Origin of the sequence: Croceibacterium sp. TMG7-5b_MA50 (assembly GCF_039830145.1) — a bacterium.
In the GTDB taxonomy this organism is placed as follows: Bacteria; Pseudomonadota; Alphaproteobacteria; order Sphingomonadales; family Sphingomonadaceae; genus Croceibacterium.
The window spans coordinates 2,511,192-2,535,739 of sequence record NZ_CP156082.1 but is presented as its reverse complement, the minus strand read 5'-3'; the positions used below and the strand labels follow the sequence as shown (position 1 = coordinate 2,535,739).

Sequence of the window (24,548 nt, the reverse complement as noted above, 5' to 3'; positions counted from 1 at the left end):
TAGCAAGCCGGGGGCAGGCGGTCAGCCGGTTTGTCGCTGGCGCATTGTGGCACGTCCACAAGGGTTTGCCCTTATTTTGCCACAATCTGGTTGTGCCCGTCCTGACACATGTTTATTGCTATGCCGCAGAAATCCGCTGCCCGGATGGCGGTTTTCCCACGCCGTGCGTTGCCGGCGTGTTCGTGTTTCGCAGTTCAAGGATGTCTGACCATGCGCAAGATCATTCTCGCCGCCGCTTTCGCCACCTCCGCCCTGTCGCTCGCCGCCTGCTCCGAGAGCACCGAGGATGCGGCCGGCGCCGCCGTTGAGGGCGCCGCCGCCGACGCCGAAGCCAACCTGGACGAGGCCGGTGACGCCGTCGCCGGTGCCGCCAACGAAGCCGGTGCCGAAATCAGCGGCGCCGTCGATGCCGCCGGCAAGGCGACCGACGAGGCCGGCGACAAGATCGAGGCCGACGTGCAGGACGAGTCGGTGGAAGAAGCCGCCGCCGACTGATCGGTTCGACCGATATGGAAATATGGAAAGGGGGCGTCCGGCACTGGCCGGGCGCCCCCTTTTTCATGCGGTCAGTCTAGCCCTGCAGCGTGGCAGAAGAAGCTGACCTTCTGTTCCAGGCATTGTTCGTCGCCTTCCGCGATGCAGCCATGGCTGATCGCCTGCGATTGCAGCTCGAACACGAACATCCCCAGGAACATGGCGGCGAGCAGGGACGGTTCCGCCGTCAGCGCGTGCCCGTCCTCCTGCCATCGTACGAACAGCCGTTCCAGATGCGCGCGCGCGTCCACGAAGGTCTTGCCATAGAAGCGGCTGGCAAATGCCGGATCCTCGATACTGGAGGCGATCAGGACGCGGGACAGCGCGACCTCCGCCGGATCGTCCGCCCTGCGTCGCAGGTCACGCGCCAGCCGCAGCAGCACCTCGCGCGGGGACGGCGCGGTCGCGGCGAAGGCCACCATGCGCACGCCGCTCTGCGCCACCCGGGCCTGCATCACCGCTTCCAGCAGGCCGGCCTTGCCGCCGAACAGCTTGTACAATGTCGCCAGCGACCCGCCCCCGCGCTTGACCACGTCGGCCAGCGCGGTGCGCTCCACGCCCTGTTCCAGGAACAGCTGCTCGGCCGCCTGGATCAGGCCCTCGCGGCGGCGATCCAGGCGCTCGTCGGTCACGCTCGCGCCCGCCCGCGTCAGCTCAGCCCGCCGCCGAGCGAACGGTACAGCTCCACCAGGTTGCTGGCGCGCGTCAGGCGGGTGGTGACGAGCTGCTGCTCCGCCGCATAGGCGGTGCGCTGCGCGTCCAGCGTGACCAGGAACGAATCAACCCCGGCGCGGAACCGGGCATCGGACAGGCGCGCCGCGCCGGACGCGGCTTCCGCCCGGCTGGCCTGCGCGTCCAACTGGTCGCCGATGCGCCCACGCTGCGCCAGCGCGTCGCTCACCTCGCGGAAGGCGGTCTGGATCGTCTGCTCGTAGGTCGCCAGCGCGACCTGCTGCGATGCGCGGGCGAAATCGAGATTGCCCTGCCGCTCCCCACCATCGAAGATCGGCAGCGAGACGGCCGGTGCGGCGGTGTAGGTGTAGCTGCCGCCGGTGAACAGGCCCGACAGGGCCAGGCCGATCGTGCCGATGGTCCCTGTCAGCGAGATGGACGGGAAGAAGGCGGCGCGCGCCGCGCCGATATTGGCGCTTTCCGCGATCAGCAGGTGTTCGGCCCGCAGCACGTCGGGCCGGCGCAGCAGCACGTCCGACGACAGGTTCGCCGGCAGTGCATCCAGCGTGTAGTCGGTCTCGGCAAGCTCGGCCGGCAGCAGCTCCGCCGGGATCGTCGTGCCCGCCAGCAGGTTCAGCGCGTTCTGGTCCTGCGCCACGCGCGTTTCCAGCGCCGCGATATCGGCCCGCGCGGCGTCGTAGCTGGTCTGTGCCTGCCGCACCTCCAGTTCCGAACCAACGCCGATGCGGAACTGGGCGGTGGTCAGGTCCAGCGTCTGCTGGAACGTGTCCAGCGTCTCGCGCGCAAGGCGCAGCTGTTCCTGGTCGGCGGCCATGGTCAGCCAGGTATTGGCGATCTCCGCGATCAGGCTGATGCGGGTGGACCGCTGCGCCTCCTCGCTGGCGAAGACCTGTTCCTGGGCCGCGCGGCTGAGATTGCGGATACGGCCGAACAGGTCGAGTTCGAAGGCGGAGATGCCGGCATTGACCGAATAGATCTCCAGGTTCGAACCGCCGCCGGTGCCGACGCCCGCGCCCGGGTTGACGCCGCCGCCACCCGGCAGCGCGCCGCCGCCGCCTGCCGCGCCCGCCGCTCCCAGCGGGTTGTTGGTGTAGGTGGCGGAGCCGCCGATCGTGGCGGTGGGCAGCAGCGCCGAACGCTGGACCCGCAGCTGCGCCCGCGTCTGCAGCACGTTGCCCGCCGCGATCCGCAGGTCGCGATTGTTGGCGAGCGACGTCTCGATCACTTGCTGAAGCCGGGGATCGAGGAAGAAGTCGCGCCAGCCGACGCGCGTGATGTCGGGCGCGTCGGTCGCAGCCGGCGGGTAGATGCCGCCTTCGGGCAGCACGACCGGCACGGCGCCGGTGGGTCGGCTGTAATCGGGCGCGAGATTGCACCCGGCGAGCATCGTCGCAGCCGCCAGGACCGCGAGGAGGGACTTGGTCTTCACGTCAGGCTCCCTGCGGCGCCGGGCCGCCTTGAACAGTCTCGCCGCCGTCGGAGGACTTGTTGCCGCCATCAGGTTCCACGTCGTTGTTCAGCGATGGCTGATCGGTCTGCCCGTGCTTGAACAGGCGGGCGATCACCACGAAGAACATCGGCACGAAGAAGATGGCGAACACGGTGGCGGACAGCATGCCGCCGACCACCGACCCGCCGATCGCGTTCTGCCCGCCCGCGCCCGCGCCGGTGGACAGCGCCAGCGGCAGCACGCCGAACACGAAGGCGAGGCTGGTCATCAGGATCGGCCGCAGGCGCAGCCGGGCCGCCTCGATCGCGGCGTCGAAGGCGTTCATCCCGTCACGCACCCGTTCCTCCGCGAACTCCACGATCAGGATCGCGTTCTTCGCCGACACGCCGATGGTCGTGATCAGGCCGACCTGCAGGTAGATGTCGTTGTTGAGTCCAGTCAGCGCGGCGGCGATCACCGCACCGACGACGCCCAGCGGCACCACCAGCATGACCGCGATCGGCACGGACCAGCTTTCGTACAGGGCGGCAAGGCACAGGAACACGATCAGCAGCGACAGGGCATACAGCGCCGGAGCCTGGCCGCCGGACAATTGCTCCTCGTAAGAGAGGCCGGTCCATTCCAGCGCGGTGCCGGGCGGCAGCTTCGCCTGCATCTCCTCCATGGCCTCCATCGCGGCACCCGTGCTGAGGCCGGCACCCGGCGCGCCCTGCAGCTGCATCGCCGCCTGCCCCTGGTACCGGGTCAGGACCACCGGCGCCTGTTGCCACGACAGGTCGGAAAAGGCGGTGAACGGTGCCATCTCCCCATTGCTGCCGCGCACATAGAAGTCGCCGATCGCGTCAGGGGACGAACGGTACTGCTCGTCCGCCTGGATATAGACCCGCTTGGTCCGGCCACGATCCAGGAAGTCGTTGACGTAGGCGCCGCCCCAGGCGGTCGAGATCGTCTGGTTGATGGCGCTGAGGTCCAGCCCCAATGCACCCGCCTTGTCCTGGTCGATGTCGACCGACAGCTGCGGCGCATCCTCCAGACTGAGCGGGCGGACCTGCGCGACGCGGGTGTCGCCCGCCGCCATGCCCAGCAGCTGGTTGCGCGCGGCGAGCAGGCCGTCGTGACCAAGGCCGCCGGTGTCCACCAGCCACATGTCGAACCCGGTGGCGTTGCCCAGTTCCTGCACGGCGGGCGGCACCAGCGCGAAGATGCTGGCGTCGCGGTACTGCGCGAACGTGCCCATTGATCGCATGGCGATCGCCTGCGCGCCGTTATCGGCACCCGGGCGCTCCTCCCAATCCTTCAGGCGGATGAAGGCAAGACCCGCATTCTGCCCCTGGCCGGCGAAGGAGAAGCCGCTGACGGTGAACACGCTGGCGACATTGGCGGCTTCGGTCTCAAGGAAATGGTCGCGCACCACGTCCAGCGCCCGCTGCGTGCGGGGCAAGGTGGCACCGGGCGGTGCCTGGACCAGCGCGATCATGGACCCCTGGTCCTCTTCCGGCAGGAAGCCGCTGGGCAGGCGCCAGAAGGTGAAGGCCATGACCGCCACGATCAGCAGGTAGACCAGGCCCGAACGCTTCCAGCTGCGCGCCGTACGCACGACGCCGCGCTCGTACTTCTGCGTGCCGCGATCGAAGGTGCGGTTGAACCAGCGGAAGAAGCGGGCGAGCGGCCCCTTGCCTTCCGCCTGGTCGGCCTTGTGCGGCTTCAGGATGGTGGCGCACAGCGCCGGCGTCAGGATCAGCGCCACCAGCACCGACAGCACCATGGATGCGACGATGGTGACGGAGAACTGGCGATAGATTACGCCGGTCGATCCGCCGAAGAACGCCATTGGCAGGAACACCGCCGAAAGGACCATGCCGATGCCGATCAGCGCGCCGCTGATCTCGTCCATGGACTTTCGCGCCGCCTCTCTGGGCGGAAGATGCTCCGTCTGGATCAGACGCTCCACGTTCTCGACCACGACGATAGCGTCATCGACCAGCAGGCCGATGGCCAGCACCATGCCGAACAATGTCAGCGTGTTGATGGAATAGCCGAGCATCGCCATCACGCCGAAGGTGCCCAGCAACACCACCGGCACCGCGATGGTCGGGATGATGGTCGCGCGCCAGTTCTGCAGGAACAGGAACATGACCAGGAACACCAGCACCACCGCCTCGACCAGCGTGTGGATCACCTGTTCCACCGACAGGCGGACGAACGGCGTGGAATCGTACGGGTAGACGACCTTCACGTCTGGCGGGAAGCCGGCGGCGATCCGCTCCACCTCCGCCTTTACCGCGTCCACGGTGTCGAGCGCGTTGGCACCCGTCGCCAGCCGCACGCCGAAACCGGACGCGGCCTTGCCGTTGTACTGCGTGTCGAAGCCGTAGATCTCGGCCCCCTTGGTCACCCGCGCCACATCGCGCAGGCGCACCACGGCGCCCGACTGATCGGTGCGCAGGCGGATATTGCCGAACTCCTCCGGCGTCTGCAGGCGCGACTGGATGGAAACGGTGGCGTTCAGCTCCTGCTCCGCCGGGGCGGGCAGCTGGCCGATCTGGCCGGCGGAAACCTGCGCATTCTGCGCCTGCACCGCCGCCGTCACGTCGGCGATCGTCAGGTTGTAGCTGCGCAGCTTCAGCGGATCGACCCAGATGCGCATCGCATATTGCGTGCCGAACACCTGCAATTCGCCAACGCCGGTCACGCGGCTGACCGGGTCCACCACCTGCGACACGATGTAATCGGACAGGTCGTTCGCCGTATGGCTGCCGTCTTCGGAATAGATCGCAGCGACCAGCAGGAAGCTGGCGGCGGACTTGGCCACCGTCACGCCCTGGCGCTGCACCTCCTGCGGCAGCAGCGATGTCGCCGCCTGCAGCTTGTTCTGCACCTGCACCTGCGCGATGTCGGGATCGGTGCCCTGTTCGAAGGTCAGCGTGATCGTGACCCGCCCGGCCGAGGAGGACGAGGCGGAGAAGTAGCGCAGATTGTCGATGCCCTTCAGCTGCTGCTCGATGATCTGCGTGGTCGTCTGCTCCAGCGTCTCGGCATCGGCGCCCGGATAGGAGGCGCTGATGGTGACCGTCGGCGGTGCGATCGTCGGAAACTGGCTGATCGGCAGGCTGTTGATGGCGATGACGCCGAACAGCATCAGCACGATGGCGATGACCCATGCGAAGATGGGCCGGTCGATGAAATAGCGTGACATGGCGGCTTAGTCCGCCTTCGCCGTTGCGGCTGCCGCCGGTTGCGGCCGGGCGGCGCCGGCCGGCGCGGGTGCGCGGTACGGCACCGCCTTCACCGCCGTGCCCGCCTGCAGGTTCTGCCCGCCTTCGACGACGACGCGGTCGCCCGCCTTCAGGCCGCCGGTGACCAGCCAGTTCTGGCCCACCGTGCGCGGCGCGGTCAGGATGCGCAGCTGCAGCTTGCCGTCGGGACCGACGACCATGGTGGTGGGATTGCCCCGTTCGTCCCGCGTGACGGCACGGATCGGCACCAGCAGCGCATCCGCGCGCGTGCCTTCCACCATCTCCGCCCGGACATACATGCCGGGCAGCAGCAGGCCCTGCCGGTTGGGGAACACGGCGCGGACCACCTGGCTGCCGGTGGTCGGATCGACGCTCACGTCGGTGAAGCTGAGCCGCCCTTCCGCGGGGTAGGTGCTGTCATTCTCCAGCTTCAGCTGCACGCGCGCGGCGGCGCCGCCGCGGTCCAGTTCGCCGGAGGCGAGCTGCTGGCGCAGGTCCAGCACCTCGGCACTCGATTGCTGGATGTCGACAAAGATGGGGTCGAGCCGCTGGATGGTGGTGAGCGGTTCCACCTGCGCGGCGGAGACCAGCGCGCCGGTGGTGAAGGTCGACCGCCCGATCCGGCCGCTGATGGGCGCGCGGATGGTGGTACGGGCGAGATCGATCTCCGCCGCCTGCAAGGCAGCCTGCTGTGCGGCGACGTCGGCCCGCGCCTGCTGCGCGGCGGCACTCGCATCCTCCGCCTGCTGGCGGGAAATGGCGTTGATCTCCACCAGCTCGCCATAGCGGCGGGCCAGCGCCTGGCTGTTGGCGATGCCGGCGCGGGCGCGGGAGAGCGCGGCGCGCGCACTGGCGACCTGCGCACGGTACGGCGCGGGATCGATGCGATAGAGCGGCTGCCCCTTGCGGACCATGTCGCCTTCCTGGAACAGCCGTTCCAGGATCAGGCCGTTCACCTGCGGGCGCACCTCGGATGTCTCGTAGGCGGTCGTGCGGCCCGGCAGCTCGGTGCTCAGTGTCACCGGCTGCGCCGTCACCGTGACGAAGCCGACCTGCGGCGGACCGGCGGGTGGCGGCTGCTGCGCACCACTGCCGCACGCCGCGAGGAGCAAGGCCAGTGCGGCCGCTGAAGCAATCCTGATCATGTCCACCTTCGATTGACTCTGCTGTCACGCACGCGAACAGCCGCAAGTTTTCACCCCCACATGCGTGCGAGGCGATCCTTTGACGGCGGTCCTTTCCAGTCACGTCCCGCTTGCTTCACCGGCAAGCTCAGGCATATGAGTGATCGCTCACTCACACTATTGTGCGCCGAGTAATCCTGGTTCTGCGGCTTGGCAAGCCCAAAGGAGAGCAGTCATCGTTTCCGATCAGAACGTGAAGCCGGACAGGGCCGGACGGGCGCAGGAGCGGCGCAGCCACCTGCTCGCCGTGGCGCGGCGCCTGTTCGAACAGCAGGGCTTCCACCAGACTGGTATCGCGCAGATCGCCACCGAGTCGGGCATCAAGGTCGGGCAGATCTACCGCGACTTCGCCAGCAAGGAGGCGATCATCGCCGCCATCTGCGAATCGGATGTCGCCGCCTGGTTGGAGGAGGACGTGCTGGCCGCCGCCGTCGAGCAGGCCGACCCGCAGGCGATCTGGGCTTGGCTCGGCCGGTTCAATCAGTCGGATACGTCCAACGATTACGCCCTGGTGGCGGAGATTATTGCGGAGGCTGCCCGTAACGAGCGGGTGGCGGAAATCTACCGCGCGCTGGACGACCGGGTACTGGACAGTCTGTCCGCCGCGCTGGTCGCGATCGCCCCGCCCGATACGGACCAGGCGGCGATCAACGCCTTTGCCCAGTTCATCCTGACCTTCGGCGTCGGGGTGGCGAGCAGGACCATCGTGCATGGCGAGGCCGGTGCGGAACTGGCCCGCGCGATGATGGACCGGTTCCTCCGGTCGGAGATGACCACGTTGTTCAAGTGCCACCGCCCGCAGGATTGCCGCGCATCGACACACGATGATGCATGACTAAAAGGCGGGCGATGATGCCCGATCAGCCCGCCTGGCGCTTCGCGATCGACCGCGGGGGGACCTTCACCGATGTCATCGCGATCAGCCCGGCCGGGCGGCTGCTCGTCGCCAAGCTGCTGTCGGAGGATCCCGGCCGCTACGCCGATGCGGCGAGCGAGGCGGTTCGCCGTTTGATGGCGGAGCACGGGCCGGGGCCGATCGCGGAGCTGCGCATCGGCACCACCGTTGCCACCAACGCCCTGCTGGAACGCACGGGCGAGCGGGTGGCGCTGCTGACCACCGCGGGCTTTGCCGATGGCCTGCGCATCGGCACCCAGGCGCGGCCCGACATCTTCGCCCGCCATATCGTGCTGCCCGACCAGTTGGCCGAACGGGTGGTCGAGGTGGCGGAGCGGGTCGGCGTTGACGGCACCGTGCTGGTTCCGCTGGACGAGGGGGCGGTGCGCGCGCAGCTGGCAAGCTTGCGCGCCGACGGCTTCGCGGCGGTGGCGATCGTGCTGGTACATGGCTGGACCCATGTGGCGCACGAACGCCGCATCGCGGAACTGGCGCGGGAGGCCGGCTTCGCGCAGGTCAGCGCCAGTCACGAGGTGGCGCCGCTGATCCGCTACGTGCCCCGTGGCGATACCACGGTGGTCGATGCCTATCTCTCGCCGGTGCTGGCGCGCTATGTCGCCACTTTGCGGGCCAACTTGCCGGACCACCGCGCGCTGTCCTTCATGCAATCGGGCGGCGGGCTGGCGCAGGCGGACGCGTTTCGCGGCAAGGACGCGATCCTGTCGGGGCCCGCGGGCGGCGTCGTCGGGATGGTCGCGGCCGCCGCGCCGCTGGGGCACGACCGGCTGATCGGCTTCGACATGGGCGGCACCAGCACCGATGTGTGCCACTACGCCGGCCGCCACGAATTGTCGACGGAGGAGGTCGTCGCCGGCGTGCGTGTCGCGGCGCCCGCCATGCGCATCCACACGGTGGCGGCGGGCGGGGGCTCGATCTGCCGTTACGACGGGGTGCGCTTCGCCGTCGGCCCGGCCAGCGCAGGCGCGCAGCCCGGCCCCGCCTGTTACGGCCGCGGCGGCCCGCTGACGGTGACCGACTGCAACCTTGCGCTCGGCCGGATCGATCCCGCGCATTTCCCGCGCGTCTTCGGGGCCGACGGGCAGCAGCCGCTCGACCCGCAAGCCAGCCGGCTGCGGCTGGAGGAGGTCGCGGACCAGCTCGGCGGCGGCATGGATGTGGACGCGATCGCGGAAGGGTTCCTGGCCATCGCGGTGGAGAACATGGCCGCCGCGATCCGCCGGATCAGCGTGGCGCGCGGACACGATGTGCGCGGCTATGCCCTTGCCTGCTTCGGCGGGGCGGGCGGGCAGCATGCTGCGCGGGTGGCCGATGCGTTGGGGATGGAGACGGTGCTGGTCCATCCGCTCGCCTCCGTCCTGTCGGCCTGGGGCATCGGCCTGGCGCCGGTACAGGCGATTCGCGAACGCACGCTGGGCACACCGCTGCTGGACGGGTTCGGGTCCGGCCTTGCGGCCTTGGAGGCAAAGGCACGACAGTCCTTGCTGGACCAGAGCGTGCCGGACGAGGCGATCACCCTGGCCTCGCGCGCACGGCTGCGCTTCGCCGACAGCGACACCGCGCTGACGCTGGACTGCGCCGACCCCGCCGCGATGGACACCGCCTTCCGCGCCGAGCACCGCCGCCGCTTCGGCACCGCCGACGCGCATACGCCGGTGATCGTCGAGGCGCTGAGCGTGGCGGCGACGGGCCGCGTCGGCGGACTGGCCGAGCTGGCGGCGGAACCGCTGCCGGTGTCCGATTTCGCCAGCGGCAGCGGGTGGCGGACGCTGCCGCGCGGTGCGCTGCATGCGGGGCAGGCGATCCCCGGCCCCGCGCTGGTGATTGATCCCGGCAGCACGACGGTGGTCGAGCCGGGCTGGACCGCCAGCCTGGCGGATGAAGGGACGCTGGTGCTCCGCCGTGAAGGCGCCCGCATGGCGCGAGGGACCGCCGACACCGCGCGCGACCCCGTGCGGCTGGAGATCATGGGCAACCTGTTCATGGCCATTGCGGAGGAGATGGGCGCGGTGCTGCAGGCGACCGCCAGTTCCGTGAACATCAAGGAACGGCTCGATTTCTCCTGCGCGCTGTTCGATGCGCAGGGACGCCTGATCGCCAACGCCCCGCACATCCCGGTGCATCTGGGCAGCATGGGCGAATCGGTCGCGCATGTGATCGCGATGCGCGGTTCCGGCACTGATGGAAGGGCGCGCGATGGCCGGGGCATGCTGCGCGGCGATGCCTATGCCCTGAACGATCCCTATCACGGCGGCACGCACCTGCCCGACATCACGTTGATCGTGCCGGTATTCTGGGACAAGGATTCGACGGTTCCCGACGCCTTCGTCGCGGCGCGGGGGCACCATGCCGATGTCGGCGGTTCCGCCCCCGGATCGATGCCGCCCGGCAGCACGGATATCACCCAGGAAGGCGTGCTGATCGACAACCTGCTGGTGGCCGAAAACGGCACCCTGCTGGGGCCGGAGCTGCGCGCCGTGCTTGGCAGCGGCGAATGGCCGGCCCGCCGCCCCGACCGCAATCTGGCCGATCTTGCCGCGCAGCTCGCCGCCTGTACCCGCGGGGCGGAGCTGCTGGCCGGCGCGGCGGCGGAGCATGGGGGCGCCGTGATCACGGCCTATATGGGTCATGTGCTGGACCAGTCGGCAGAGAGCGTTCGCCGGCTGCTCGCCACCATGGATGACGGCGCGTTCACCTATGCCATGGACAACGAGGCGGAGGTCACGGTGGCGATCCGCGTCGACCGGCAGGCGCGCACGGCGGTCTTCGACTTCACCGGCACCAGCGCGCAATTGGCGGGCAATTTTAACGCCCCGCGATCGATCACCCGCGCCGCCGCGCTGTATGTGCTGCGCACGCTGATCGACGATGCCGTGCCGCTGAACGACGGCTGCCTGCAACCGGTGACGCTGATCGTGCCCGACGGCTCCATGCTCAGCCCCCATCCGCCGGCGGCGGTGGTGGCGGGCAATGTGGAGACAAGCCAGGTGGTGACGGATGCACTGTTCGCCGCCACCGGCCGGCTGGCGCCGAGCCAGGGGACGATGAACAACTTCACCTTCGGCGACGACACCCGCCAGTATTACGAGACGATCTGCGGCGGATCGGGCGCGGGGCCGGATCATCCGGGCACCGATGCGGTGCAGACGCACATGACCAACAGCCGCCTGACCGATCCCGAAATCCTGGAGACGCGCCTGCCCGTGCGGCTGGATCGCTTCGCCATCCGCCGCGGATCGGGCGGGCGCGGCCTGCATCCCGGCGGCGACGGGGTGGAGCGGGAGGTTACGTTCCTGAAGCCCATGCGCGCCAACATCCTGGCGAACCGCCGCGCCGTGCCGCCGCGTGGGCTGGCGGGCGGCGGCGATGCGCTGCCGGGCGAGAACTGGGTGCGCCGCGCCGACGGCAGCGTGGAGCGGCTGGGCGCGACCGGATCGGCGCAGATGGAGCCGGGCGACACCTTCGTGATCCACACGCCCGGCGGCGGCGGGTTCGGGGAGCCGGAGGCATGAGCGCGCTGCCGCTGATCGGCATCGTGCTGGTCGTCGTCGGCTTCGTTCTCAGGTTCAATCCGCTGCTGGTGGTGGCGGTCGCAGGTATCGCCACCGGGCTGCTGGCGGGATTAGAGCTGGTGCGGGTAATCGAGGCACTGGGACGCGCGTTCAACGACAATCGCTATATCTCCGTCAGCTGGATCGTGCTGCCGGTGATCGGCCTGCTGGAACGATATGGCCTGCAGGAGCGCGCGCGGGCGCTGATCGGCGCGGTCCGGGGCGCGACGATGGGCCGGCTGCTGCTGCTGTATCTCGGGTTCCGGCAGCTGACCGCCGCGCTGGGGCTGAAGGATATCGGCGGCCACCCGCAGGCCGTGCGCCCGCTGCTCGCCCCGATGGCGCTCGCCGCCGCGGAGACGAGCCATGGCGACCTGGCGGAGGACGAGCGCGAGCAGGTGCTGGGCATGGCCGCGGCGACCGACAATATCGGGCTGTTCTTCGGCGAGGACATCTTCTTCGCCATCGCGTCCATTCTGCTGATCCAGGGCGTGTTCGAGAGCGCCGGCTATCCGCTGACGCCGCTGCAGCTGTCGGTCTGGGCGATCCCGACCGCCCTGTGCGCCTTTGCCATCCATGGCGGGCGGGTGCTGTGGTTCGACCGCCGTCTGGGGCGTGGCAGGCCATGATCACGCTGGAATGGCTGTACCTGCTGACCGGCGCGGTGTTCGCCGCGTGGAGCGTGCTGAGCGTGCGCGATCGCGCCAATCCGAAGCGGTGGGGCAATGGCGCGTTCTGGGGGCTGGTGGCGGCAAGCTTCCTGGCCGGCAGCCACCTGTCGGACCTCGCCAACGGTATCCTGGTACTGGCGCTGGTGGCGCTGGCCGGGACCGGGCGGATCGGCCGCAGCGCGCCGGCGACCACCAGCCCCGCCGAACGCAGCGCGCTGGCGGCGCGGCATGGCAACCGGCTGTTCGTGCCCGCATTGGTCATCCCGCTGACCGCCGTCATCGGCACGCTGCTCTACAGCTACACCCCGCTGGGCACGACCGGCCTGTTCGAGGCGCGGCGCGAGACGCTGATCCTGCTGGGCATCGGCACGCTGCTGGCGCTGGCGGTGGCGTTCCGCACGCTGCGACCGCCGTTGGCAGCCCCCTTGCAGGAAGGGCGGCGGCTGATGGATTCGATCGGCTGGGCCGCGCTGCTGCCGCAGATGCTGGCGGCGTTGGGCGGCATCTTCGCGCTGGCGGGCGTGGGGGAGATCATCGGCGGCTTCGCCGGCGCGGCCATCCCGGAAGGCAGCCTGTTCCTGTCGGTCGCGCTCTACTGCCTCGGCATGGCGGGGTTCACGATCATCATGGGCAACGCCTTCGCCGCCTTCCCGGTGATGGCGACCGCGATCGGCATCCCCGTGCTGGTGCAGCAATATGGCGGCAACGCGCCGGTGGTGGGCGCGATCGGCATGCTGGCGGGCTTTTGCGGCACGCTGCTGACGCCGATGGCGGCGAACTTCAACATCGTGCCCGCCGCGCTGCTCGACCTGAAGAGCCAGTATGGCGTCATCCGTATGCAATGGGGCACCGCCGTCCCGCTACTCGCCTGCAACCTCCTGCTGATCTACTGGCTGGCCTTTCCATGACCATGACCCTGACCCCCGACATCGCCGCCCGCTTCGCCCCCATCGCGCTGGGCCATGTGGCGCGCGAATACCCGCACAAGCTGGACCATGTGCTGGTGGCGGATGCCGACGCCCTGCCCCCGCGCGTGCTGCACCCGGTGTTCTTCGGCAGCTTCGACTGGCATAGCTGCGTCCATGGCTGGTGGACGCTGCTGACGCTGCGCCGCCTGTTCCCCGACATGGCCCCGGCGGACGAGATCGACACGCTGGCGGCGGGGACCTTCACGGCCGAAAAACTGGCGGTGGAGCTGGCCTATCTCGACCGGCCGAGCGCGCGCGGATTCGAGCGCCCCTATGGCTGGGCCTGGCTGCTGGCGCTGCACCACGCGGCGGAGCGGCTGTCCCCCGACCTTCTCGGCCCCGCGCTGGAGCCGCTGGCGCGCCGCTTCGCCGGCATGCTGGGCGATTACCTGCAAGTCCTGACCTATCCGATCACCACCGGCACGCACTTCAACACTGCCTTTGCGCTGGTGCTGGCGCGCGAATGGGCGGTGGGGCGCGATCCCGCGCTGCTCGCCGCGATCGATCGCTATGCCATGGATGGCTATGCCGGGCGCAGCGATTACCAGGGTTGGGAGCCGGGTGGGGACGAGTTCCTGTCGCCCGCCCTCACCGCCGCGTTGCTGCTGGCGCGGGTGATGCCGGCGGGGGAGTTCGCCCGGTGGTTCGATGCGTTCCTGCCCGCCGGGCGCATCGCCGGCCGCTTAACCCCCGCCATCGTGTCGGATCGCAGCGACGGCAAGATCGCGCATCTGGACGGGCTGAACCTCAGCCGCGCCTGGTGCCTGAACGGCATCGCCGCAGCCACGCCGGACCGCGCGGCAGAATTGCGGGCGGTGGCCGAGACCCATCTTGCCGCCGGGCTGGACCATGTGGCGGGCGATTACATGGGTGAACACTGGCTCGCCTCCTTCGCGCTGCTGGCCCTGCTGGCGCGCGGCTGACCGGGGTCAATCGTCGCCGACATGCTCCGGCTTGTTCTTGCGCCTGGTATGCGCAAGCTCTTCAAGCTGGTCCTCGCTCATGGATTTCTCCATGCTGATGGAGGCACCCTTCAGCTTGGATTTCGGCGTATCGCCGCGTTTGGCGCTGAGCGCGGCGCCGGCGGCCTTCTGCTGGGCGGCGGATTTGGCGGGCATGGCACGGGTTCCTTTCTGCCCCTGTGGAACGCCGCAGCCGGGCCATGGTGCCGACAGCGCCGGTGCGAGGGTCAGCCCTGCCCGGTGGCCTCGACCGCCGTCACCGCGCCATCCGCTTTGCTCGCGGCATCGTAGATGCTCATGCTGAGGAAGCCGACCGCGACGCCGATGAAGGTCATCACCAGCGAAACGTCCCGCTTGCTCCGCCGCAGCACGGCGCGCTGCTGGAACGTGCCTTCGATCAGGCGGATGTTCCCGCTCACCGCGGTGATCGCCGCCAGCCCGAAGAAGGCGACCGACAGCCAGACATCATGCGATGCGCCGCGCAGCAGGCTGCCGATCAGCGTGATGGCGAGGCCCACACCGGCGACGCTGACCGTGGTCAGCTGATCCAGCATCTTCGATTGCAGTTCGTAAGGCAGGTCGGCGGAGACGGGAGCGAACGGTTCGTCCGCTTCGTCCGGTGCCGCGGATGCTCGTCGGAACAGGCGCTTCACTTTCCCCTCCCCGGCTGGGTGCCTCACCACCCTTATGCCGGTTCCGGCCAGCATGGTCGAGCGGCGCCGGCGGAACCGATCACGCTGCAGCGCACTACCAACGTGAACCGACAGGGAACCACTGCATGGCCAAGCCGCTCGTGCTCATTACCGGCGCTGCCGGAAATCTCGGCCGCACGCTGGCGGCGGCGCTGGCCGACAATTACCGCATCGTCGGGCTGGACCGCGGCGGTGACCAGGCGGACTTCCCCATCATCGATGCCGACCTGACGAAAGCGGACGACCTCGCCCGCGCGCTGGACCGGATCGCGGCGGACCATGGCCGGCAGATCGCCAGCGTGCTGCATCTCGCCGCGTTCTTCGACTTCAGCGGGGAGGATCGCCCGCAATACCGCGCCGTGAACGTGGAGGGCAGCCGCAACCTGATGCGCGTGCTGCGGGGGCTGGACGTCGAACAGTTCGTCTATTCCGGCACCATGCTGGTCCACGAACCGGGCCGTGCGGGCGAACGGATCACGGAAGACACGCCGATCGGCCCCGGCTGGGCCTACCCCAAATCGAAGGCCGCGGCGGAGCAGGCGATCCGGGAGGAGCGCGGCACGATCCCCACCGTGTTCCTGCGGCTGGCGGGGGTGTATGACGAGCGCACATCCGTGCCGACCTTCGCCAACCAGATCGCCCGCATTTACGAACGCGATTTCCAGAGCGTGTTCTATTCCGGCGATACCGATGCCGGGCAGGCGATGCTGCATCGGGACGACATGATCGACGCCTTCGTGCGCACGGTGGACCGGCGGGCGGAACTGGCGCGGATCGACGATGGCCTGACCGCGATCCTGGTCAGCGAGCCGGAGGCGATCGGCTATGCCGACCTGCAGGACCGCCTGGGCCAGCTGATCCACGGAGCGGAGGAATGGCCGACGATCCGCCTGCCGGCGACGCTGGCGGGTGTCGGTGCCTGGGCGCAGGACAAGGCGGAGCCGGTCGTGCCCGACGCGCTGGACGGCGGCGAGCGGCCGTTCATCCGCCCGTTCATGACGCGCATGGCGAGCGACCATTACGAGCCGGACGTGACCCGCGCCCGCCAATTGCTCGACTGGCGGCCGCACCACCGCCTGGCGGACGAGCTGCCCGCCATCGTCGCGGCGCTGAAGGATGATCCCGCCGGCTGGTACGAGGCGAACCGCATTCCGCCCCCCGCCTTCGTCAGCGAGGCGGAGGAGGTCGACCGCGATCCCGAGACGCTGCGGCGCCATTACGAGTCGCAGCGGCGGCGCCAGCATGCCGACAACCGCTGGGCCCATTTCACCAATATGGGGCTGGGTGCCTGGATCGCGGTCCAGCCGGTCATCGTGGAGGTGACGGAACCGGCGCTGTTCTGGTCGGAGATCGCGCTGGGCTGCGCGCTGATGCTGTTCGCCGCGCTGTCGCTGTCGTGGCAGGCGACGTGGGCCCGCTGGGCCAGCGCGGCGACCGCGGCCGGCATCATGGCGGTGCCGTTCCTGTTCTGGACGGAGAATCCGGCCGCCTTCCTGTCGGACACGCTGGTCGGCGCGTTCGCCTTCGGCCTGGCGGTCGGCACCAAGCCGGAACCGGGGCCGTCGATGGTCGCCAGCACCACCGGACCGGATGTGCCGCCGGGCTGGTCCTACAACCCGTCGACCTGGACGCAGCGCATCCCGATCATCGCGCTGGCGCTGGTCGGGCTGCTCGTCTCCCGCTATCTCACCGCCTACCAGTTGGGACAGGTCAGCGGCGTGTGGGACCCGTTCTTCCCCGGCCTCGCCGCCGAACCCGCCAAGAACGGGACGGAGGCGGTGGTCACATCCTCCGTATCAGAAGCGTTCCCGATCCCCGATGCGGCGCTGGGTGGCTACACCTACGCGCTGGAGATCGTCACCGGCATCATCGGGTCGCAGGCGCGCTGGCGCACCATGCCGTGGCTGGTGTTCCTGTTCGGCCTGATGATCGCGCCGCTGGGCGTCGTCTCCATCACCTTTGTCATCATCCAGCCGGTCGTGATCGGCACCTGGGCCACGCTGACGCTGGTCGGCGCCGCCGCCATGCTGGTGCAGATCCCCTATTCGCTGGACGAGCTGCTGGCGACGATCCAGTTCGTGCGCCGCCGCGCCAAGGCCGGAAAGCCGTGGCTGCGCGTCTTCCTGTTCGGCGACACCGACGAGGGCCAGCGTACCCCCCGCCGTGACGAGTTCGACCGTGGCGCTGGCACGATCCTGGCGGACATGTGGGGCGGCGGGGTCAACCTGCCGTGGACGCTGGTGCTGGCGGGCGTGGTGGCGACGACGCTGCTGTTCACCCGCCTGACCTTCGGCGCGAGCGGCGCGATGGCCGACGCCGACCACATCATCGGCTTCCTGGCGCTGACCGCGATCTCCATCGCCGCGGCGGAGGTGGCGCGCGTCGTCCGCTATGCGCTGATCCCGCTGGGGGCGGCGCTGCTGGTAACGCCGTTCCTGTTCGACGCCGGCGGCACGCATACGATCGCCAGCATCGTCGCGGGCCTGCTGTTGATCGCACTGAGCCTGAAGCGCGGCGCGGTGCACGAACGCTACGGCGACTGGACCCGGCGCATCGCCTGATCGCGAGTCAGGCGGGGCGGTCACCCATTCGCTGCCCCAGCCTGACCGCGCCTTCGGGGCCCCAGGCCGGATTAAAGGCGATCGTGCCCGGGCGGAACAGCAGGATCACGGTGGAGCCGAGCAGGAAGCGCCCCATCTCCGCCCCCTGGTCCAGCACCACCTCGCCCGGCGGGTAGGACCATTGCACGATGCGGCCCGTACGCGCGGCATTGATCACGCCGTGCCACACCGTTTCCATGCTGCCGACGATCGTGGCGCCGACCAGCACCATGGCGAAGGGGCCATGCTCGGCCGAATCGAACAGGCACACCACCCGCTCATTACGCGCGAACAGGCCCGGTACGCCGCGTGCGGTGACCGGATTGACGGAGAACAGCGCGCCGGGGACATGCACCATGCGCCGCAAGGTTCCGGCACACGGCATGTGGACCCGGTGGTAATCGCGCGGGGAGAGGTACAGGTTGGCGAAGCTGCCGTGGCGGAACGGCGCGGCCAGCGCCTCCTCCCCGCCGACCAGCTCCGTCACGGTGAAGCGGTGGCCCTTGGCCTGCAGGATGTGGTGGTCGTCGATCGCGCCGAGCTGGCTGATCGTGCCATCCACTGGGCTGACGAAATCCGCCGCCGCGATCGGCCGGGCGGCGGGGTGCAGGGCCCGGGTGAAGAAGGCGTTGAAGCTGCGATAGCCGGCAAGGTCGGGCTCCGCCGCCTCGCTCATGTCCACGCGGTATCTTTGGGCGAACCAGCGGATCAGCCGCTGCGTGGTCCGGCCGTGCTCACCCCGCGCGATCCGTCCGGCGAAGGTGGTCAGCCGCTGTTTCGGCAGGGCGTATTGCAGCAGGACCTTGAGGCGATCGATCATCACCGGCGGCAGATTGCACGACGGAGCGCCAAAAGCCAATCGTGGCGGGCGTTTATCCCGACGTGCGCGTCAGAACGCCCGGTCGTGCACCACCACCCTGGCGGTGGCGAACATGATGCGGATGTCGCGCCAGATGCTCCAGCCCGCCAGATATTCCAGGTCCGCCTGCAAGCGGCCGGTCAGGTCACTTTCCTTGTCCGTGGCGCCACGGAACCCGCGGATCTGCGCGAGGCCGGTGATGCCGGGGCGCAGGCAGTGCCGCTGCCAGTACCGGCGGTCGACCTGCCAGAACAGCTTGTTGCCGGCCTGCGAGCCCAATGCGTGAGGGCGCGGGCCGACGATGCTCATGTCGCCCTGCAGCACGTTGATGAGCTGCGGCAGTTCGTCCAGGCTGGTCTTGCGCAGGAACGATCCGATACGGGTGATCCGGTCATCATCCTTGCTGGCGGAACGGTTGCCGTCGGCATCCGACTGCTCCACCCGCATCGATCGCAGCTTGTAGATGCGGAAGAAGCGGTTGCCCTGACCCAGGCGACGCTGGCGGAAGAACACCGGACCGCCATCCTCCAGCTTGATGAGCAGGGCGGCGGTCAGCAGCACGGGCGAGAGCGCCAGCAGCGCGAGCCCGGACACGAACATATCGAACAGCCGCTTAGCCACCCGGTCGCGCAGGCCCAGCGGCCCGGTCGATACCAGGATGGATGATACATCGGCGTCCTCCCGGTGAACCACGCCGAGCGCGCCGATCTCCCGCACGATGCCGCTGGTGACTTCCCCATGGACGCCCGACCCCTTCAGCACCATGGCCCAGGCGGCGCGGTGTTCGGGCGGGCAGTTGACGACCACCTGGTCCATGTTGCGCAGGTACCGGGCGAAGCGATCCAGCATGTGCGGATCGTCCAGCACCGGTTCCAGCCCGTGTTCATGCGCGTCGATGCGATAGGCGTGCGGCACGCGGATGGGCGGCCCGCCAGCATCGATCACCAGCAGGTTCATGGGGCTGGGGCCCCACAACGAGCGCAGCCACCGGGTCGAAACGAAGCGCGTGGCGCTCAGCACCAGCAGCGAGGACGTGACCCCGCCCAGCAGTACCATGCGCGAGAAGCTGTCTGACACCTTCACGAAATAGGCGATGAAGGTCAGCAGCACCGCGGCGATCAGCACGGCGGAGGCCATGCGGCCGGCAGCCTGCTTCCAGTCGGTCAGCGTCACCAGCGAGTAGGTGCCGTTATGCAGCGCGATGGTCAGGAAGATCGGCAGCAGCAGATTGCCGGCCAGCATTTCCGCCGCGTCAGGCAGGTGGCCGAAATACAGCGTCGCCACACCGGCGAAACAGGACAGCAGCAGGATCGAGTCGAGCGCCATCTGCGTGGCGTAGACCTGCAGCCGCTTGCGTTCGAGCGAAGGCGCGAGTCCCCCTGCCGACACACGCGGCAGCAGGCGTTCACCTTCAATCCGGAGAGCAGGTGCGTTCACGGTGTTGTCCCATGCAGTTGCTGACAATCGCGTCCCGTCCCCCCCTGACATACTGACATCACCCCTGCTTGGCTATGCTATTGTGCAGTTGCGAACAGCCCCTGTCCCCTAATGGTGCATTACAAGACATTAACGTCTGGTGGAGGCGAACCGCGTTATCTCCGCCAGATCCTGCGCCAGCAGCAGCGGCGCCGCCGCGCTGTTAGCCAGCAGGGTGCGGTGCAGGGTCATGAGCCGGCCCACCAGCCGGTGCAGTCGCGCCGCATCCCATCGCTGCAATTGCCGTTCCAGGTCGGCCCGGTCGCGCCAGAACACCCGTCGGGCCCGCTGTTCCGATTCGAGCAGCTCGCCGATGCGCTGACCGCCGCCCGCCAGACGGGCGGTGAGCTGCGCCAGTTGCGCGGCGCGCCGCTCGATCGCCAGCAACACGCCCACCGGGTTCAGTTCGAGTTCCGCCATGCGCGCCAGTTCGGCGGGCAGGCGCTGCGTGTCGCCGCCCAGCACGGCGTTGACCAGCGGGGCGAAGCCATCCTCCTCCGTCCGCGCACCGACCGCATCCAGCGCGTCGGCATCGGCCAGCTTGGGCGCGAGCGCGGATGCATCGAGGTAGAGCGCCAGCTTGTCGATCTCCGACTGGCACAGCCGGAGGTCCAGCGCCGCGCCGCGCGCGATCCGCTCCGCCAGTTCGGCCGGCAGCTTCAGTCCGGCGCCGGCCGCCATGCGTCCGACCTCCGCCGCGACGCTGCGCAGATCCGGCGGGTAGAACATCACCATGAGCGAATCGGGCCGGGGGGCCAGCAGCTTCGCCGTGCGGCTCTTGTCAGTGGCGTTCAGCGCGACCACGATCACCGGGCAGGCGCCGTCCGCCTCCCCCGCATCGACCAGCGCCAGCAGATTGGCGAGCGCATCATGCGCCTCGTCCCCGGTGCAGCGGATGCGGATGTGCCGTTCCGCCCCGAACAGGGAGGTGGAGCGCGCCTCGTCCCCCAGGCGCACGGGATCGGACCTGAGCTCGCCCCCGGTCAATTCGACCCGCTCGCCGCCGCCGGCGGGCAGCATGGCGACCAGCCGCTCCGCCGCGGCGGCGGCGCCGGCCTCGTCCTGTCCGCACAGGAAGGTGACGCGCAGGGCGGCGCCGGCGCGCTGGGCCTGCTGCAACCAGTCCTTGCCGGTGGCCTTCACCGCGCCGACCTCACCGGTCGCGCAGCGTCAGCGCCAGCCGGTTGGCGATCTGGTCCGCCAGTTCGCGCGCCAGGTTCTCCTGCGCGGTCTGTTCCGCCGCGATGGTCGCATATTCGCTGGACACGACATCGATGCCCGCATCGGACCCCGCGGTGGCGTCGAGCAGGATGGTGCCGGTGCCAAGCTCGATCAGCTGGTACCGGGCCCTGAGGATGTAGCGTTCGCGCCCGACCGTCTCGTTGGTCAGGACGCCCAGACCCTGCAATTGTTCGTCCAGCAGGACGTCGAGGCGATAGGCGGCGCCGCTGCCGACGCCGTCTGCTCCCTGGCCAAGCTCCTGCCGCAGCGCATCGCGCACCAGCCAGCCGGCCCGCCCTTCGATCGCGGGCACGTCCACCGCGCCCAGCCCGCGCGCGACCGCGCCGCTGCCCCCGCCGCCATACATCGGCTGAAGCCCGCAGGCGGCCAGCAGCAGGGGAAGCGAAAGGGCGGCGAGCAGCCTCATGCGACGATATTGACCAGCCGGTCGGGCACCACAATGACCTTGCGCACCTGTGCGCCGTCCAGCGTGCGCTGCACCTTCTCGCTCGCCAGTGCCAGCGCCTCCAGTTCCGGGTTGGGCAGGCCCTTGGGCACGGTCAGCGTGTCGCGCAGCTTGCCCTTAACCTGCACCGCCACCGTCACCTCGTCCTCCACCAGCAGCGCAGGATCGACCTCGGGCCAGGCGGCGTCGGCGACTAGGCCCTGCTGGCCCATCGCGGCCCAGCCTTCCTCCGCCAGATGCGGCATCATGGGGGAGACGAGGAGCAGCAGGGTGCGGATCGCTTCCGAGCGGGTGGCGGACGGCGCCGCCTTGTCCGCCGCGCCGGCCAGTTCGTACAGGCGGGCGACCGCCTTGTTGAAGGCCAGCGCGTCGATGTCGGCGGTGATGCCGGCAATGGTCTGGTGCGTACGGCGGGCGAGCGCCCGATCTTCCTTGTGGTCCTCACCCGTCGCGGCGGCATCGTACTGCCCGAACAACCGCCACAGCCGCTGCACGAAGCGGGCGCAGCCCTCGATCCCGGCCTCCGACCACGGCAGGTCGCGTTCGGGCGGCGAATCGGACAGCATGAACCAGCGCACGGCATCGGCGCCGTACTTGGCCACGATCACATCCGGGTCGACGACGTTCTTCTTCGACTTGGACATCTTGACCACGCGGCCGATCTCCACCGCGCCGCCATCGGCGGTCAGCAGCGCGCCTTCGGCGGAGCGGCTGATCTCGTTCGGCGCGTAGTAGATCGTGCGGCCATCGTGGTCGCGGCTGTAGGTCTCGTGCGTGACCATGCCTTGCGTGAACAAGGCCGCGAACGGCTCCGCCACGTCCAGCTTGCCGACATGCGCCAGCGCGCGGGTCCAGAACCGGGCATAGAGCAGGTGCAGGATCGCATGCTCGATCCCGCCGATATACTGCGCCACCGGCATCCACGCGGCGACCTCCGCCGGGTCGAACGCCTTTTCGGCGGGCTGGCTGGCGAAGCGCAGGAAATACCAGGACGAATTGACGAAGGTGTCGAGCGTGTCGGTTTCGCGCCGCGCCTTGCCGCCGCAGCTGGGGCAATCGACATGCTTCCAGGTGGCGTGGCGTTCCAACGGGTTGCCGGGGGTGGCGAAGTCGACATCCTCCGGCAGGACGACCGGCAATTGCTCGCGCGGGACGGGCACGACGCCGCAGGCATCGCAGTGGATGAACGGGATCGGCGTGCCCCAGTAGCGCTGCCGGCTGACGCCCCAATCGCGCAGGCGCCACACGGTCTTGCCCTCGCCCCAACCTTCGCCTTCAGCGCGGGCGATGACCACCGCCTTCGCCTCGGCCACGGCCACGCCGTTCAGGAAGTCCGAATTGACGATGATGCCGTCGTCGGTCTCCGCCTCGATCAGCGGCGCGTCGGCGGCGGCGGGATCGGCGGCGACCACGCGCAGGATCGGCAGACCGTATTTGGTGGCGAACTCGAAATCACGGGCATCATGGCCGGGCACCGCCATCACCGCGCCGGTGCCGTACTCCATCAGCACGAAGTTCGCGATATAGACCGGCAGCGCCGCGCCGGTGAAGGGATGGCGGGCGGTGATGCCGGTATCGAAGCCCAGCTTCTCCGCCGTCTCCAGCTCCGCCGCGGTGGTGCCGCCCTGCTTGCACAGCTCGATAAAGGCCTGCGCCTCGACCGAGGTGGCGGCCACGTTTTGCGCGATCGGGTGATCGGCGGCGACCGCCACGAAGCTGGCGCCGAAGATCGTGTCGGGCCGGGTGGAATAGACCTCCACGCTGCCGCCGTCAGAGGTGGCGAAACTGAATTGCAGGCCCTGCGACTTGCCGATCCAGTTCTCCTGCATCAGCCGCACCTTGTCCGGCCAGCCATCCAACGAGCCGAGCCCGTCCAGCAGCTCATCCGCGAACTGGGTGATCTTCAGGAACCACTGGTTGAGCTTGCGCTTCTCCACCACCGCGCCCGAACGCCAGCCGCGGCCATCGACCACCTGCTCGTTCGCCAGCACGGTCATGTCGACCGGGTCCCAGTTCACCGCCGATTCGCGGCGGTAGACCAGACCGGCATCGTACAGGTCCAGGAACAGCGCCTGCTCGTGCCCGTAATAATCGGGCTCGCACGTCGCGATCTCCCGGCTCCAGTCGAGGGCGAAGCCGAGGCGCTGGAGCTGCGCCTTCATGGTGGCGATGTTGTCGCGGGTCCAGCCGCCGGGATGGACGCCCTTTTCCATGGCGGCGTTTTCCGCCGGCATGCCGAACGCATCCCACCCCATCGGGTGCAGCACCTCGTGCCCCTGCATCCGGCGCGCGCGGGCGAGCACGTCGCCCATCGTGTAGTTGCGCACGTGGCCGATATGGATGCGCCCCGAAGGATAGGGGAACATCTCCAGCACATAGGCCTTGGGCCGGTCGCTGCCGCTGTCCGCGCGGAAGCACTGCCCTTCGTCCCACGCGCGCTGCCAGCGCGTGTCGGCGGTGCCGGGATCAAACCGCGCATCGAACCGGGTATCGGTCATGAATGGCTGCCGGTCAGAGCGCCGCGCGGCGCAGGTCGCGCGCCTTCGTCAGGATGATGTCCTCCAGCTTCTGCACGGTCGCGGCCTGGACCGGCGCCGCCACCCAGGTGCCGTTCTGCAGCACCTCGCGGCTTGCCGCCACGCGCAGCGCATCGGCCCGCAGATCCTGGTCCAGGATGGCAACGGACACCTTCATCCGCTCGTTCGCGGCATCGGGGTTGGTGTACCAGTCGGTCACGATCACGCCGCCGGCACTGTCCGTCTGCGTCAGCGGCATGAACGACAGCGCATCCAGCGTGGCGCGCCAGAGGTAGGAATTGACCCCGATGGAGGTAACCTGCGCGGCGGCGAGGTCCGCCTCCGGCCGTTCGCGCCCGCCGCAGGCGGCCGTGGTGCCGGCCAGCGCGACCAGCGCGAGGAGGGCGGCGGAACGGAGCGGGTGTTGGCGAGGGGCAAAGAACATGGTCGATCCTGTCAGGTGAAGCCGCGGGCCACGATCGGGCGCGTCCCCGGCGGCAGATACCGCAAGGGCGCCTCTATTCGCTCCGCGCACGCGCGGCAAGCCGGTGCGCCA

The 24,548-nt window shown here is 69.3% G+C and carries 19 protein-coding genes; 7 read left to right on the top strand and 12 right to left on the bottom strand.

Going from position 1 to position 24,548, the window contains the following annotated elements; genetic code table 11:
- Positions 1-210: 210 nt before the first annotated feature.
- Positions 211-495 (top strand): hypothetical protein, encoded by a 285-nt coding sequence (locus V5740_RS11930; RefSeq protein WP_347302698.1) that lies wholly within the window; start codon positions 211-213, stop codon positions 493-495.
- A gap of 71 nt (positions 496-566) precedes the next feature.
- Here the strand turns inward: V5740_RS11930 and V5740_RS11925 are convergent, their stop codons facing one another.
- The 4 genes from V5740_RS11925 to V5740_RS11910 are packed head-to-tail and all read right to left on the bottom strand — an operon-like array spanning position 567 to position 7,058.
- A complete protein-coding gene (locus tag V5740_RS11925; RefSeq protein ID WP_347302697.1) occupies positions 567-1,166 on the bottom strand; it encodes a TetR/AcrR family transcriptional regulator in 600 nt (199 codons plus the stop codon).
- Positions 1,167-1,183: 17 nt separating this feature from the next.
- Positions 1,184-2,614, bottom strand: coding sequence for an efflux transporter outer membrane subunit (locus V5740_RS11920; protein WP_347304517.1), 1,431 nt, complete (start codon positions 2,612-2,614; stop codon positions 1,184-1,186).
- 43 nt (positions 2,615-2,657) lie between these two features.
- A complete protein-coding gene (locus V5740_RS11915) occupies positions 2,658-5,873 on the bottom strand; it encodes an efflux RND transporter permease subunit (RefSeq protein WP_347302696.1) in 3,216 nt (1,071 codons plus the stop codon).
- A 6-nt stretch (positions 5,874-5,879) separates the two neighbouring features.
- Positions 5,880-7,058: an efflux RND transporter periplasmic adaptor subunit gene (locus V5740_RS11910; RefSeq protein ID WP_347302695.1), complete on the bottom strand. Its 1,179-nt coding sequence runs from the start codon at positions 7,056-7,058 to the stop codon at positions 5,880-5,882.
- A 232-nt stretch (positions 7,059-7,290) separates the two neighbouring features.
- On the opposite strand from V5740_RS11910, the gene V5740_RS11905 reads away from it, so the two are divergent.
- Genes V5740_RS11905 through V5740_RS11885 form a run of 5 tightly spaced genes read left to right on the top strand, consistent with a single transcriptional unit; the run spans position 7,291 to position 14,123 of the window.
- A complete protein-coding gene (locus V5740_RS11905) occupies positions 7,291-7,932 on the top strand; it encodes a TetR/AcrR family transcriptional regulator (RefSeq protein ID WP_347302694.1) in 642 nt (213 codons plus the stop codon).
- 14 nt (positions 7,933-7,946) lie between these two features.
- Entirely contained in the window at positions 7,947-11,522 is a 3,576-nt protein-coding gene (locus tag V5740_RS11900; RefSeq protein ID WP_347302693.1) for a hydantoinase B/oxoprolinase family protein, read from the top strand.
- Positions 11,519-12,190 (top strand): DUF969 domain-containing protein, encoded by a 672-nt coding sequence (locus V5740_RS11895; protein WP_347302692.1) that lies wholly within the window; start codon positions 11,519-11,521, stop codon positions 12,188-12,190. Before V5740_RS11900 ends, V5740_RS11895 begins: the two co-directional genes overlap by 4 nt.
- Positions 12,187-13,140: a DUF979 domain-containing protein gene (locus V5740_RS11890; protein ID WP_347302691.1), complete on the top strand. Its 954-nt coding sequence runs from the start codon at positions 12,187-12,189 to the stop codon at positions 13,138-13,140. The genes V5740_RS11895 and V5740_RS11890 overlap by 4 nt, the downstream gene beginning before the upstream one ends.
- 2 nt (positions 13,141-13,142) lie before the next feature.
- Complete coding sequence (locus V5740_RS11885; RefSeq protein ID WP_347304516.1) at positions 13,143-14,123, top strand: DUF2891 domain-containing protein; 981 nt, start codon at positions 13,143-13,145, stop codon at positions 14,121-14,123.
- A gap of 6 nt (positions 14,124-14,129) precedes the next feature.
- Here V5740_RS11885 and V5740_RS11880 read toward each other — a convergent pair whose 3' ends face one another.
- Positions 14,130-14,318 (bottom strand): DUF3008 family protein, encoded by a 189-nt coding sequence (locus V5740_RS11880; protein ID WP_347302690.1) that lies wholly within the window; start codon positions 14,316-14,318, stop codon positions 14,130-14,132.
- A 71-nt stretch (positions 14,319-14,389) separates the two neighbouring features.
- Positions 14,390-14,815, bottom strand: coding sequence for a hypothetical protein (locus V5740_RS11875; RefSeq protein WP_347302689.1), 426 nt, complete (start codon positions 14,813-14,815; stop codon positions 14,390-14,392).
- 125 nt (positions 14,816-14,940) lie between these two features.
- Between V5740_RS11875 and V5740_RS11870 the strand changes: the two genes are divergently transcribed.
- Positions 14,941-17,415, top strand: a complete 2,475-nt coding sequence (locus tag V5740_RS11870) for an NAD-dependent epimerase/dehydratase family protein (protein WP_347302688.1) — start codon at positions 14,941-14,943, stop codon at positions 17,413-17,415.
- Between the two features lie 7 nt (positions 17,416-17,422).
- On the opposite strand, the gene asd is transcribed toward V5740_RS11870, so the two are convergent.
- The 6 genes from asd to V5740_RS11840 all read right to left on the bottom strand — a co-directional run bounded on the left by asd (position 17,423) and on the right by V5740_RS11840 (position 24,437).
- Positions 17,423-18,274: an archaetidylserine decarboxylase gene (gene asd / locus V5740_RS11865; RefSeq protein WP_347302687.1), complete on the bottom strand. Its 852-nt coding sequence runs from the start codon at positions 18,272-18,274 to the stop codon at positions 17,423-17,425.
- Between the two features lie 69 nt (positions 18,275-18,343).
- Positions 18,344-19,750: an exopolysaccharide biosynthesis polyprenyl glycosylphosphotransferase gene (locus V5740_RS11860; RefSeq protein ID WP_347302686.1), complete on the bottom strand. Its 1,407-nt coding sequence runs from the start codon at positions 19,748-19,750 to the stop codon at positions 18,344-18,346.
- A 129-nt stretch (positions 19,751-19,879) separates the two neighbouring features.
- Positions 19,880-20,932: a DNA polymerase III subunit delta gene (locus V5740_RS11855; RefSeq protein WP_347302685.1), complete on the bottom strand. Its 1,053-nt coding sequence runs from the start codon at positions 20,930-20,932 to the stop codon at positions 19,880-19,882.
- A gap of 10 nt (positions 20,933-20,942) precedes the next feature.
- The gene (lptE, locus tag V5740_RS11850) at positions 20,943-21,437 is read right to left on the bottom strand and encodes an LPS assembly lipoprotein LptE (protein ID WP_347302684.1); all 495 of its coding nucleotides are present in this window, start codon (positions 21,435-21,437) and stop codon (positions 20,943-20,945) included.
- Positions 21,434-23,974, bottom strand: a complete 2,541-nt coding sequence (gene leuS, locus V5740_RS11845; protein ID WP_347302683.1) for a leucine--tRNA ligase — start codon at positions 23,972-23,974, stop codon at positions 21,434-21,436. Before leuS ends, lptE begins: the two co-directional genes overlap by 4 nt.
- Before the next feature lie 13 nt (positions 23,975-23,987).
- A complete protein-coding gene (locus tag V5740_RS11840; RefSeq protein WP_347302682.1) occupies positions 23,988-24,437 on the bottom strand; it encodes a DUF3576 domain-containing protein in 450 nt (149 codons plus the stop codon).
- Positions 24,438-24,548 lie beyond the last annotated feature (111 nt).

Bases quoted from the DNA above. Each gene is read 5' to 3' on its own strand.
- V5740_RS11930 (WP_347302698.1), top strand. From the start codon at position 211: ATGCGCAAGATCATTCTCGCCGCCGCTTTCGCCACCTCCGCCCTGTCG.
- V5740_RS11920 (WP_347304517.1), bottom strand. From the start codon at position 2,614: ATGCTCGCCGGGTGCAATCTCGCGCCCGATTACAGCCGACCCACCGGC.
- V5740_RS11915 (WP_347302696.1), bottom strand. From the start codon at position 5,873: ATGTCACGCTATTTCATCGACCGGCCCATCTTCGCATGGGTCATCGCC.
- V5740_RS11910 (WP_347302695.1), bottom strand. From the start codon at position 7,058: ATGATCAGGATTGCTTCAGCGGCCGCACTGGCCTTGCTCCTCGCGGCG.
- V5740_RS11900 (WP_347302693.1), top strand. From the start codon at position 7,947: ATGATGCCCGATCAGCCCGCCTGGCGCTTCGCGATCGACCGCGGGGGG.
- V5740_RS11895 (WP_347302692.1), top strand. From the start codon at position 11,519: ATGAGCGCGCTGCCGCTGATCGGCATCGTGCTGGTCGTCGTCGGCTTC.
- V5740_RS11890 (WP_347302691.1), top strand. From the start codon at position 12,187: ATGATCACGCTGGAATGGCTGTACCTGCTGACCGGCGCGGTGTTCGCC.
- V5740_RS11885 (WP_347304516.1), top strand. From the start codon at position 13,143: ATGACCCTGACCCCCGACATCGCCGCCCGCTTCGCCCCCATCGCGCTG.
- V5740_RS11880 (WP_347302690.1), bottom strand. From the start codon at position 14,318: ATGCCCGCCAAATCCGCCGCCCAGCAGAAGGCCGCCGGCGCCGCGCTC.
- V5740_RS11870 (WP_347302688.1), top strand. From the start codon at position 14,941: ATGGCCAAGCCGCTCGTGCTCATTACCGGCGCTGCCGGAAATCTCGGC.
- asd (WP_347302687.1), bottom strand. From the start codon at position 18,274: ATGATCGATCGCCTCAAGGTCCTGCTGCAATACGCCCTGCCGAAACAG.
- lptE (WP_347302684.1), bottom strand. From the start codon at position 21,437: ATGAGGCTGCTCGCCGCCCTTTCGCTTCCCCTGCTGCTGGCCGCCTGC.
- leuS (WP_347302683.1), bottom strand. From the start codon at position 23,974: ATGACCGATACCCGGTTCGATGCGCGGTTTGATCCCGGCACCGCCGAC.
- V5740_RS11840 (WP_347302682.1), bottom strand. From the start codon at position 24,437: ATGTTCTTTGCCCCTCGCCAACACCCGCTCCGTTCCGCCGCCCTCCTC.